Here is an 11,897-nt window from a genome sequence, read left to right on the forward strand (position 1 = left end):
GGGATGAGATATGCATCATTATTTTGGGAATATATTAAGAACTATGCCAAAACAAGGCTTACGTACCGCGCCGACTTCTGGATCGAGGTTCTTTCGGACCTGCTGTTCCAAGGCATGAACCTGATCTTTATTCTGATCGTGTTCCAGCATACGCCATCGCTTGGCGGCTGGTCGGAGGCCGAGGTCGTGTTTGTTTACGGATTTTTTATGATTCCGTATGGCATATTCAGCACTTTTTTTGGCATCTGGAATTTCAGTGAACGTTATATCGTAAAAGGCGAGATGGACCGCGTGCTGACGCGTCCCGCCCATAGCCTGTTTCAGGTGCTGCTCGAAAATGTTGATCCGCCGTCCCTGATCGGCTCTGCGGTTGGAGCCGGCATTATGGCGCTTTGCTGGAGCCAGCTGGGCTTGCCGTTTGCAATCAGCGATTTGTTTATTTTATTAATGTTGATCATCGGAGCGGCGTTGATTTATGCCGGTCTGTATACGGCGCTCAGCGCGATTTCCTTTTACTCCGACGCTCCAACGGGCATTGTGCCGCTGATGTACAACATTCAGAATTACGGGCGTTATCCGGTTAATATTTATAACAAAATCATCCGTTTCATGCTGACCTGGCTGCTGCCGTTTGCGTTTGTAGGCGTCATTCCGGCTTCGTATTTTCTGGAGAAAAAAGCGGATGATCTGTCTCAGCTGGCGCTGCTGACGCCGGTTATGGGCTTGATCGTATTTGGCCTTGGGCTGGCGTTCTGGAATCACGGCGTTAAGAGATACCGGGGAGCAGGCTCGTAAGCAGGATACAAGTAACGGCAGGCGGGGTTGCAGTAATGAGAGAGGAGGCGTTGATGAATGACGGTAGCGTTAGGGAAAAAAGCGCCTAAATTCAAGTTGCCCGCATCAAATGGAGAGACCATTTCCTTGATGGAGCTGCGCGGGGCTCCGGTGGTTATCTTTTTTTACCCAAAGGATATGACGGCTACTTGCACGGTGCAAGCTTGCGATATGAGGGACCGTTATGCCGAATTTCGGAAAATGGGGGCTGTGGTGCTGGGTATAAGCGGGGACAGCATCAAATCGCATCGCAACTTTATTGAAAAGAAGGAGCTGCCGTATTTGCTGCTGGCCGATGAAAACCATAAGGTTTGCGAGCTTTACGGAGTGTGGCAGCTCAAAAAATTGTATGGCCGCGAATATATGGGAATCGTCCGGTCAACGTTTCTTATTGACGCCAAAGGCACGCTGGTGCAGGAATGGCGCAATGTAAAGGTGAAGGGGCATGCGGATGCGGTCCTGGAGGCGGTCAGCCTACTGTGAGTTGTTGTATTATTGTTGAAGGAGCCTTATATCCACGCTCGTTGTGGGTGCAAGGCTCCTTTTTGCGTTGAATACTAACAGAATATTGAATTCAGAGGAGCTGGCGCGCGTCATCGGGGAGTATGCAAACAGCTCCAGTACTAATCCAAGTTATAGATGGCCCAAACCCCTTGTTCGTTTTGACGAATGGCGTACATTAGCTTTTCGGCTTGTATTTCATTAGTATCCGTATTCAGCTTTTCGCCGGTAATTGTAAAATGCACCTGGTTTTCAATGTAGGTATGCCTTTCGAATAGCTCCAGTTCTGTAAAGCTGTATTGAAAATTGTCGCCATAATAAAAATCAAGGTCCTCCGCCAGCTTTTCAGTAACAAATCCGGCCTTGAAAGCATCATGATCATGGTTGACTAGCGCATTTAGATTGGTTTTTAGCACCTTTAGCGCAGGGAGCTCTTTTTCAGTTAGCTCGCTTTCAACAGATGTAAAGTCGACATTCAGCTTGGCTTTAAAGTTTACAGGGTCTGAAGTAGAAGAAGCTTTTGGTTCCTCCGATTGTGCCGGATCGTTAGCTGGATTGTGGTCGCTAGCAGCTGGTTCAGCCTCTATGGGCGGCTTAGCTTCGACCCCGCATGCTGACAAAACTATAAACGATGATAATAAGAGAGAGAGTGCAAAAGCTTTTACCATAATATCCCGCCTTTTTGAGAAGTTGTAGATTATGACGCTAGGGGAAGGGAAAAAGTTACATTTTCAGCTATATATCAGATATATAGCTGAAAAGGAACAAACTGTGGCGGGCGGAGATGCAGGTCAAACAGGGGACAACTATAGGGATTTTGTAAATGCCATAAATCTCTTTGAGGAAGCAGGTATTTGCGTGGACCGACCTTCATATACTCTATCAATCTTAAAAAATCATTTTTGATTTCATGATAGAGAGGGTGCGGCGTATGCGGCGTTTGGTTCAGGTGGCAATTTGCGTGGCATTAGTGTGGTTTGGAGTGCTGGAATACGGAGGAGGCTTAAGCGGAGGAATAGGACATGCCGAGGATGCGGCCAAGGAGGTAGCCACCGAATTTGGCGAACTATTAGCTGCTTCAGGAGAAGTTTTAGCCGTAACGGAGAGTATAGCTGCGATTGCCGACCCAGATAAAACTCAGCCAGAGACAACCCAATTAGAGATAACCCAATTAGAGAGAACCCAATTAGAGAGAACCCAATCAGGGAGAACCCAGTCTGGGAGAACCGCATTAGAAGAAACTCCATCAGTTAAAAATCAGTTAGCCAAGTCTGAGGATGCCGACCGTATGGCACATCGGCAAAAGGAGGCTGGAATTCAACGTTTGCCCGCAACCACTGAATCAATTGCGGCAGCGGCCGGCGGGGGAAACAACGCTAAACTCCAAATGCCGGACGGCGGAAAAACCGTATACCTGACCTTCGACGATGGACCAAGCAAGCATACGCCAGCCGTATTGGATATTTTGAAGGAGGAAGGGATCAAGGCTACCTTCTTTGTGCTGGGCGAAAATGTGGAGCGCAATCCCGATATCGCCCGGCGCATTGTGGAGGAAGGGCATAGCATCGGCAATCATACTTATAACCACGTTTACAGTCAGCTATACGGAGGTTTCGGGGCTTTTGCGGATCAAATTATGAAAACAGACGATGCGATTTATGCAGCGGCAGGCGTCAGAACCAATCTGGTTCGAGCTCCGGGAGGCACGCACGGGAATTTTGATCAGAGCTATTTTGACGCGCTTGGGGATGCAGGCTATATCGTACACGATTGGAACGTAGACAGCGGCGATTCCAAAAGAAGAGGCGTGCCGGCCTCGGAAATCGTTAGCAACGTTAAAAAATCGAGGCTCGGAGATTCTTTGAACGTTTTGCTGCATGACAGCAGCGGGCATGGGGAGCTGATAGAGGCATTGCCTCAAATCATTGCTTACTACAAGGGGCTTGGCTATGCCTTCAAGGCCATTGACAGCCAGCTGAAGCCGATGCAATTTACGATAGCGTCTAAGCTGAAATGGACAAGGCCCACCGTAAAAAAGATGGATCGCGAAAACTTGTTGTCCTTTGCTGCTGCAAGAAGCGTCACTGAAAAATATAACCCGCACCCGCAGCCTGTAAAGCCGATGCTGTATCTCCATTACGGAAACGGCGTGCTGGAATTGGATGGAGCCAGCTATACGCTGGAGAACGGAACCATCCAGGTGCCTTTTGATCGTCTGATGGCATGGCTTGGCGGCACTTACCAGCAGGACAGCAAAAGCGGAATAGTTGAAGCATCGCTGCATGGAAAGGCATTATTTTGGAGCAGCATTCAGGCAACGGGGGAGCAAGCGTCTTCTGAGGGGCAATTGGGACTGACGCCAATAAGGTCGACGCTGGGATTGTTCGATATGGAAATCTCGGATTATGAGATGGGCAAGGAGAGAAGAGAAATTTGGATTAAGGGCTAAAAGCCTGCAATGCAAACAAGTGTCATTTGGACAGCGGACAACGGATATGCTCAGCCCCAGCCGCCTAAAATGACTTGGAGCGCGACTCTAGCAGGTCTAAACTTTTGAAATGGTGGGGAGACTGAAAAATAGATAGATTTATTTTTCAGGAGGCGACAATGATATGATATCTCCCCAATTATTCAATAGCGTCATGAATCGTAAAAACGGAGCATCGGGAACGGCGGAATCGGCAGAGATGATAGAGGAAGCGGAAAGCAGGGGGGGCGGAGAGCTGCGGCATTGGCCGGAGCCGCCGCAGGTGCTGCTGGCGCGTTTGCAGGCAAAGGTAGGCCAAGCGCTGATGGGCAAGCCGGAAGTAATCCGGCAATGCCTTACCGCGCTGCTGGCAGGCGGTCATGTGCTGCTGGAGGACCGCCCCGGCACGGGAAAAACGATGCTGGCGCAAGCTTTTGCAAGATGTATCGGCGGGGAGTTCAAACGGATTCAATTTACTTCAGATATGCTGCCTGGCGATGTGACGGGAAGCGTTGTTTTTAATGCGGGCAGCCAGGAGCTGGTTTTCCGGCCGGGTCCCATTATGGCTAACGTTGTTTTGGCGGATGAAATAAACCGGACGTCGCCTCGCACGCAATCGGCTCTGCTTGAAGCGATGGAGGAGCGTCGAATAACCGTAGAGGGAAAAACGCGGCGTTTGCCGGTTCCGTTTATGCTGCTCGCGACGCAAAATCCGCTTAGCTTCGAAGGGACAAGCAAGCTGCCCGAGGCGCAGCTTGACCGTTTTATGATGCGGCTTGGGATCGGGTACCCTGGCGACGCCGACGAACAGGACATGCTGGCGCAATTTGCTGACGGCAAACGGATTGAGCCGGATAGGCTTCGTCCGGTCATTGCGCTGCAGGAATGGCTGCAAATGCAAGCGGAGGCACGCCAGTGCTATGTCCATCAAGGCTTGCTGCAATTTATGGTTGGCGTGGCCAGGTTTACACGCTCCTCGCCGGAGGTACAGCTTGGCTTAAGTCCCAGAGCATTGCGGGATTGGCTTCGATGCGCTCAGGCTGCCGCTTATCTGGATGGCCGAGGCTATGCAATTCCCGATGATTTGTTGTCGACGGGCGAAGCAGCGCTTGCCCACCGCCTGAGCCTGCGCGGCCGTTACAGCAGCGCGGCGGAGCTGGCGGGCAGTTCCGCTGCGGAAGACTTGATCCGCCAGGCGTTTGCTGCGGTGCCGTTTCCGGCGGAAACAAAAGCCGCTGCAGGCGGGAGGAAGCGCAGATGAAGCCTGTCAGAGCGTTTCATTACGGGACCCGTTTTGCAGCGTGGACTGTCCTGCTGGCTTCTCTTGCCGCAGCCTTGTCAGCGGCATTGATTCGCGGCGGCGCGGTAGAATGGTTTGTTTGCGCCATGCTGCTGGCAGTGGCGCTAACGAGCGGATTGCTTCCGGCATTGTCCATCATTGGCATTCAGGTTAGTGAACGGGGAGCAATAACTTCTTCAAGAGGGACGATGAACCTAGGCTCTCAGCTGCCTGAATCTGAAGACAATGACGGTTATGGACTTAAGGGAGCAACCATCCCAAAAGAGAGAATTGTGGTGGACGCCGGCCAGGATATCGTGGTGGAGCTGCTGCTTACACGGACCTTGCCTCTGCCTTTAACCTGGCTGGCCATTCAGGATGGGGGAGATCATGCCGGAGGCGCAGCAAATCGCCGGTTTCGATGCCAGGCCTTGCTTGTTCCGGGGTTTCGGAAGCAGATGGTTTTTTCCTATAAAGTGTCGGGACTTGGGCGCGGCACGTATCTATCTGCGCCCCTGCGCCTGTGTGCGGGAGATTGGCTGGGGCTTACCGCTATCCGGCGTATCATTCCGCGTCATCAGGAATGGCTGGTTCTGCCGACGGAGGCGGAGAAGGCGGCGCTGGATCAGGAACGGAGAAGCTCACATTCTTCGGATAGCTGGAGCAGTCAAGCAAAGTCGTTTTCCTCCTACAGGCTTCACCGGATCGGCGAGGAGGGCTGGGCGTGGCAAAGTATGGGCATGCCTGCAGGAATGGGGCCGGACAGCAGGCCCTTTCGGCCCGAGGATTCGCCGCGGCATCTGGATGCTCGCGCAGCCGCGCGCGGCAGGGGATTGTTTGCCAGGCTTGCCCAGTCTGAATCTCCACCGGCGGCATGGATTGTCATCGACGGCTTTATCCCTGAACGAAATGGACAAAAGGATGATCAGCTGCTTGACGGCTGCATTAGCGGCGCACTAAGGATGACGCGCGAGGAGCTGTCCTCGTCCGTCGTGCATGTGTGCAGCAGCCGATGGCGCTGCGAGCTGGCTCCGGGACAAAGCCGGGGTATGGAGGACCTGCTTTCGCTTATGGCCCGGATGGAGCCGGACAACGATAAAGGCGGGGCTATTTTGGCAGAGGTATGCAGGGAAATGGGGGCTTGCGACCAGCTTGCCATTTTTAGCGCGGATTGGGAGAGCCGATTGCGCTGGGGAGATGTTTCAGACATGCTTGCGGAGACGGGCGGCGAGCTGATGCTTTATTTTGCGATCGACGATAACGGCATCACGACGGAGATGATCAAGCAGCAGGATTGGCTGGAAGGACGGGGCATTCGCGTATATTGGCTTCATCCGGGACAAAGCCCGGAGCGGGCCGTCAGGGTGACGGGTGTTGGGGGGCTGGCGTATGTGGCAGGATAATTGGGAGGACGATGCGGACATGGAAAGAGATGAACCATTGGCATTGGAAGGGACCTGGGGATACAGGCTTGTAACCAGCCTGCTCCTGTTCGGACTTCTGCTTGAATGGCTGCTCCCATGGACTGGAGCCGGGCAATGGGCGCTCCTTCATGATCCTTGGCCTCTGGTGGCTGTTATTGGCGGTTTGCTTATGGTTGGATTGTTTGATTTGCCTGTGATAGCGAAGGGCTGCGTCAACGTATTGCTTAGCTTCCTCTGTTTAACCTGGCTTCATAAAGGCGAGGCGCAAAGCTTGATGGAGTGGATCGCCAAGTTTCCAGCCTTAATCATGGAGAATATCCGGCAATTGCTGGATCATGGCCTTTGGGCAATGGGCGGGGAGCTTCAAACGCTGCTGCTGCTGATCGGCTGGGCGATGCTGGTGCCTGCTCTACAGGCTTTGCTCTGGCTTCGGCATACGGCTTTGGGCATGCTTGCCCTCACGCTGGCTTATTTGGTCACTCTTCATGTGTGGCTTGGCATGGATGTCATGACTGCTTTGCTCAGGTCTACAGCAGAGGGGCTGCTGCTGGCATCCATAACCGCGCTGCCCCGGGCAAAAGCAAGACTTGGAGCAGGCTGGCTGGCGGCAGGGTGGGACCGGATACAGCATCTCGACAAGCGCTGGCTGGCTGGCGCAATGTTTCTTACGATGACTATAGTCGGCTGCGGGCTGCTGGTTTCTGCGGGGCGCGACACAGGCCAGGAGCCTGCTGGCTGGACCAGGGAGGTAGGAAGCCGTATGACGCGCACTATTTCTGCCTGGGGCGGCGAGCATGCTGCGCCGGTTGCCGTTCGTTCCACCAAGGCAAGCAGCCTTGGGGGCGCTTTGACCGGGTATGGCTTTGATGATTCCAAACTGGGCCTGCCGATTGAGGAAAACGATGAGCCGTTATTTATCGGGTTTTCGCCGATCAGGGCGTATTGGCGAGGCGAGGCCAAAACGGTTTATGACGGCAGCGGCTGGAGCAATATCTCCGGCGCCTTGAGCCTGCACCCCGTCAACAACGAAGCTGGCAAGGCGAATGCCGGACCGCCTGGTAAAGGGGGCGAGGCTTCAGGGGAAGAAGGGGCGACAGGTGAGACAGGTGAGACAGGTGACGCTAACGGTGATGACTTCGCTCAGGATGGAGCGATCTACGGAAGTGGAGATAGCTCCTTGGGGGATAGAGAGCTTAACAGCAGCGGGGCGCAAGGAGCAATGGTGGTGCAAACGGTCGTGTGGAACCGGCCTGCCGCATTTATGCCTTTGTTTGCATCCGGTCTTGGCGCGGAGGCCTCGGAGCTGATTGGTTCCGATCCTCGCAGGACGCTGGGAAGCTTCCTGCGGAATGAAGATATTGACGTCATTTATGCGGGGACCGAAGGAGCCAAGGTGGAGAGATATACGGTTGTTAGCCGCCTTCCCTTCGCCGATAGCGAGCAGCTTGGACGTTTAGAGGAAGCATTAGCAGAGCAAATGGGGAAAAGCGCCAGCGCAGGTTCTTTTGGGGAAAAGAATTTGAGCGCTTCGATGGCAGGGAATGGCGGGCAAAAGCGGGAGAGGGTGCAAGGGAAGGCGACTCCCGCCCAAGCTGATGAAAGCAAGCTGGATGCCGAAGAGCTTGAGAGGTACTTGCAGCTGCCTGACACTTTGCCGAAGCGCGTTGAAGCATTGGCGGCGGAGGTAGCCGGCGGCGGTTTGACTTCGCAGTACGAGCGGGTTAAAGCCGTGGAGCATTATCTGGAGACAACGTATCGCTATACAAAAACGGACAGCGAGCTGCCGCCGTCGGGAAGCGATTTTGTTGATCATTTTCTGTTTGAGCAAAGGAGCGGCTATTGCGTCCATTTCTCCAGCGCGATGGTTGTTATGCTTCGCTCGCAAGGCATACCCGCCCGCTGGGTGAAGGGATTTACGCCGGGCGACGTGCTGGAGGGCAGCTCGCTGCGGCAAGCCGCTTCGGAGACGTCAGCCGCCGATGGCGGCATGACGGCGTATCAGGTGCGCGCCTCCGATGCGCACGCATGGGTTGAGGTTTATTTTGACGGCGCCGGCTGGGTGCCGTTTGATCCCACGCCGGGAATGAGCGGCGCGGGCGCCACAACAGCCGCCGCCGCTTTGCCCGGCGGCGCGGCGGCTCTCGCGGCGGGGCCCGGCGCCGCGAGCTGGGGCGAGATGAGCTTGGCGCATCTCGCGGATTGGCTTGGCGCGGCTGCGAAGCCCGCCGCCGAAGCTGTGGCGCGAGCGGCAGGCACGCTCGCGCAGGAGGCGCGCAGCGCCGTTGCGGCCGCCGCCGCTGCGCCTGCGGCAGCTGCTGTCGCCGCGGGCATGGCCGCGCTGGCGCTTGGCGCCGCATGCGCGCTGATCGCGCAGCGCAAGCAGCTTCGCTTGCGCCTGCGGCTGGCGTTAGCGCTGCGCCGCTATGGAGCGGCCTATGCGCGGTACAGCGCAGCCCCGGGCATCAAGCCCGCTTTTGCCGCCAGCAGTTATGGCTCGGGCGATGATTCACGCTCTGTCACCGCCGTATCAGGCCCGGGCGACGATTCACGCTCTGTCACCGCCGTATCAGTCCCAGGCGACTATTCACGCTCTGTCACCGCTGTATCTGGCCCGGGTGACAACTCACGCACTATCGCCACCGTAACTGTCACCAGTATATCTGGCGCAGAAAGCACATCACGACTGTTCGCAGATCTACACATTTCCGAAGAAGGCCTGCCTAGCCGCCTTGCCAGCAAAAAGAAGGGCTTTTTTCAACAATCCTCCGACTCCCGAAAAACGTTGCGGCTTGCCAAGGGTGACAAAACAACTGGTGCAGGAAAAGCAACAGGAGCAGGAAAAGCGGATAGTGTAATTGAAGCCGGACAAGTAGCTCAAATAGCTCAAGTAGACCAAGTAGGTAAAGTTCGTAAAGCAGATAAAGTAAGCAGATCGGCCGCAAATGGTGAGCGCATACGCGTCTGCATGGTAAAAGCAGCAGCAGCAGTTATGGCGCTTCTGGAAGGAGACGGCGATAGCGGCGGCCTAACCTCCAGGCAGCGAATGAATGCATTGGAGGCCAGGATTACAGAGGCCGAGCGACGAATGGAGCTTCGTCGGCTGAACTCTTGGGGTGAAATGGCGGCTTTTGGAAGGCCTGGACAATCCTTTGACGCACCATCTCCCCAGGAATTGAAGCAGACATGCAAGTTGCTGATTAAAAAATCCAAGCCCATTCCGTTTGGCAAAAGGGAACCAGAGTATTAAGCGTTTGCTGAAGCGTCTCAAACTTAGGCTTTTATTCGGCTAACGGTCGCGCGCGGCCGTTAGCCATCTTTTTTAGCAAAATATAATTTGTAACGGAAAAAATTGTCCATTACGGCATGATTGAACATGCAATTCGAGGTTTTTGGGGCTGCAACGGCCCTTTTTGACCATTAGAAATGGAAAATTCTAATAATCCTGTCTGTAAAGTACAAACTTGTCCTTTAAAATAGCAATTAGCAACTGGCATCCATGCAGCAGGTAGCTTCTTCATCAGCGGATTTGCCCCCCTTGCCGAAGAGCTTCAGCAGCTTACATCCCTTTTTAAAGTAGAAAAAGGACAGGTATGCTGGACAGCGGCCGGATTTGCTCGACCCTTAGCTCCGCTGGCTGTTTCTTTGCCTTGACTCCCTTGAAGAGGCTTATATATAATTACTACATCAATTGAGGGAGGCTCGGTCATGACGAAGCAAAATGAAATTATCGTTGTTCTCGATTTTGGAGGGCAATACAATCAGCTGATCGCGCGCCGGATTCGTGATTTAGGCGTTTACAGCGAGCTGCTGCCATATAACACCCCGGTAGAAAAAATTCGCGAGCTGCAGCCTAAAGGCATCGTGTTTTCGGGCGGTCCTGCCAGCGTGTACGAGGAAAACTCTCCTCTGGTCGATCCAGCCGTTTACGACCTGGGTATTCCAATTCTGGGCATTTGCTACGGCATGCAAATGATGTCCCATCAGCTTAAAGGCAAGGTGGAGCGCGCAGGCAAGCGGGAATACGGAAAAGCGGAAGTTGAATTTCTGGAGGGCAGCCATATCGCCCACGGTCTTGACCGCGTTCAGACGGTATGGATGAGCCATAGCGATCTCGTTATCGAGCCGCCAGCCGGCTTCCGGGTCGATGCCAAAACAGAGCACGCTCCGATTGCGGGCATGAGCGATCCCGAGCGCAACTTCTATGCCGTTCAGTTCCACCCGGAGGTACGTCACTCCCAATTCGGCAATGAAATGATCCGGAATTTCCTGTATCAGATTTGCGATTGCGACGGCAACTGGTCCATGGAAACCTTTATCGAAGATACGATTGCGGAAATTCGTGCGCAGGTTGGAGACAAAAAGGTGCTTTGCGCCTTGTCCGGCGGTGTGGATTCTTCCGTTGTTGCTATTTTGCTTCATAAGGCGATTGGCGATCAATTGACCTGTATGTTTATCGACCACGGTCTGCTGCGCAAAGGCGAAGCGGAAAGCGTCATGGATACGTTTGTGGGCAAATTCGATATGAAGGTGCTCAAAATCGATGCCAGAGAACGTTTCCTTGGCAAGCTGAAGGGCGTAGACGATCCCGAGCAAAAACGTAAAATTATCGGCAACGAATTTATATATTGCTTCCAGGAAGAATCGGACAAGCTGGAAAACTTCGAATTCCTGGCGCAAGGCACGCTCTACACGGACATCGTGGAAAGCGGTACGGCAACAGCTCAAACGATCAAGTCCCATCACAACGTCGGCGGCCTGCCGGAGGACATCAAGTTTAAGCTGGTTGAGCCTCTTAAAGCGCTGTTCAAGGACGAGGTTCGCAAGGTCGGCGAGGAGTGCGGCTTGCCGGAAGCTATCGTTTGGCGTCAGCCGTTCCCTGGACCAGGTCTGGCTATTCGCGTGTTGGGCGAGGTAACAGAGGACAAGCTGCACATCGTGCGCGAATCCGATGCAATTCTTCGCGAGGAAATCATCAATGCTGGTCTTGACCGCGAAATCTGGCAATACTTCACTGCACTGCCGAACATGAAGAGCGTAGGTGTTATGGGCGATGCCCGTACCTACTCCTACACGGTAGGCATTCGCGCCGTTACATCCATCGACGGCATGACAGCCGACTGGGCGCGTATCCCTTGGGACGTATTAGAGAAAATCTCTGTTCGTATCGTCAACGAAGTGGACAACGTTAACCGTATCGTGTACGACGTGACGTCGAAGCCGCCAGCAACGATCGAGTGGGAGTGAATTGGATAGAAATGATGTAGTCAAATGCCGAAAAGTCTTGATACATAAGGGCTTTCGGCGTTAACTACATAATGACTTCCAATTGATGTACAACTATAGAGTGTTAAAAATTACTCTCTTTTATCTGCGTTGTTCAGCAAATAGAAGG

Annotated in this window: 9 protein-coding genes; 7 read left to right on the forward strand and 2 right to left on the reverse strand. The window is 53.8% G+C overall.

All coding sequences use genetic code 11. The annotated features are described in order from the left end of the window. Positions 1-3: 3 nt before the first annotated feature. Complete coding sequence (locus A7K91_RS11710; RefSeq protein ID WP_068682853.1) at positions 4-795, forward strand: ABC transporter permease; 792 nt, start codon at positions 4-6, stop codon at positions 793-795. A 57-nt stretch (positions 796-852) separates the two neighbouring features. Beyond that, on the forward strand, positions 853-1,317 hold the full coding sequence (gene bcp / locus A7K91_RS11715; protein ID WP_068682855.1) for a thioredoxin-dependent thiol peroxidase: 465 nt from the start codon (positions 853-855) through the stop codon (positions 1,315-1,317). A gap of 140 nt (positions 1,318-1,457) precedes the next feature. Here the strand turns inward: bcp and A7K91_RS11720 are convergent, their stop codons facing one another. After that, positions 1,458-2,003: a hypothetical protein gene (locus A7K91_RS11720; protein WP_068682857.1), complete on the reverse strand. Its 546-nt coding sequence runs from the start codon at positions 2,001-2,003 to the stop codon at positions 1,458-1,460. Positions 2,004-2,266: 263 nt separating this feature from the next. Between A7K91_RS11720 and A7K91_RS11730 the strand changes: the two genes are divergently transcribed. The 4 genes from A7K91_RS11730 to A7K91_RS11745 all read left to right on the forward strand — a co-directional run bounded on the left by A7K91_RS11730 (position 2,267) and on the right by A7K91_RS11745 (position 9,752). Further along, positions 2,267-3,784 (forward strand): polysaccharide deacetylase family protein, encoded by a 1,518-nt coding sequence (locus A7K91_RS11730; protein ID WP_068682862.1) that lies wholly within the window; start codon positions 2,267-2,269, stop codon positions 3,782-3,784. Between the two features lie 163 nt (positions 3,785-3,947). Then, the gene (locus tag A7K91_RS11735) at positions 3,948-5,063 is read left to right on the forward strand and encodes an AAA family ATPase (RefSeq protein ID WP_245697453.1); all 1,116 of its coding nucleotides are present in this window, start codon (positions 3,948-3,950) and stop codon (positions 5,061-5,063) included. Next, a complete protein-coding gene (locus tag A7K91_RS11740) occupies positions 5,060-6,484 on the forward strand; it encodes a DUF58 domain-containing protein (protein WP_068682864.1) in 1,425 nt (474 codons plus the stop codon). Before A7K91_RS11735 ends, A7K91_RS11740 begins: the two co-directional genes overlap by 4 nt. Continuing rightward, positions 6,471-9,752 (forward strand): transglutaminase-like domain-containing protein, encoded by a 3,282-nt coding sequence (locus A7K91_RS11745; protein ID WP_068682866.1) that lies wholly within the window; start codon positions 6,471-6,473, stop codon positions 9,750-9,752. Before A7K91_RS11740 ends, A7K91_RS11745 begins: the two co-directional genes overlap by 14 nt. 109 nt (positions 9,753-9,861) lie before the next feature. Here the strand turns inward: A7K91_RS11745 and A7K91_RS26430 are convergent, their stop codons facing one another. After that, positions 9,862-10,023 carry a hypothetical protein gene (locus A7K91_RS26430; protein WP_156739495.1) on the reverse strand — a complete coding sequence of 54 codons (162 nt, stop codon included), beginning with the start codon at positions 10,021-10,023 and terminating at the stop codon, positions 9,862-9,864. 187 nt (positions 10,024-10,210) lie between these two features. On the opposite strand from A7K91_RS26430, the gene guaA reads away from it, so the two are divergent. Then, positions 10,211-11,749 carry a glutamine-hydrolyzing GMP synthase gene (gene guaA, locus A7K91_RS11750; protein ID WP_068682868.1) on the forward strand — a complete coding sequence of 513 codons (1,539 nt, stop codon included), beginning with the start codon at positions 10,211-10,213 and terminating at the stop codon, positions 11,747-11,749. The last annotated feature ends 148 nt before the right edge of the window (positions 11,750-11,897 follow it).

This window comes from Paenibacillus oryzae (assembly GCF_001675045.1).
Classification (GTDB): Bacteria; Bacillota; Bacilli; order Paenibacillales; family Paenibacillaceae; genus Pristimantibacillus; species Pristimantibacillus oryzae.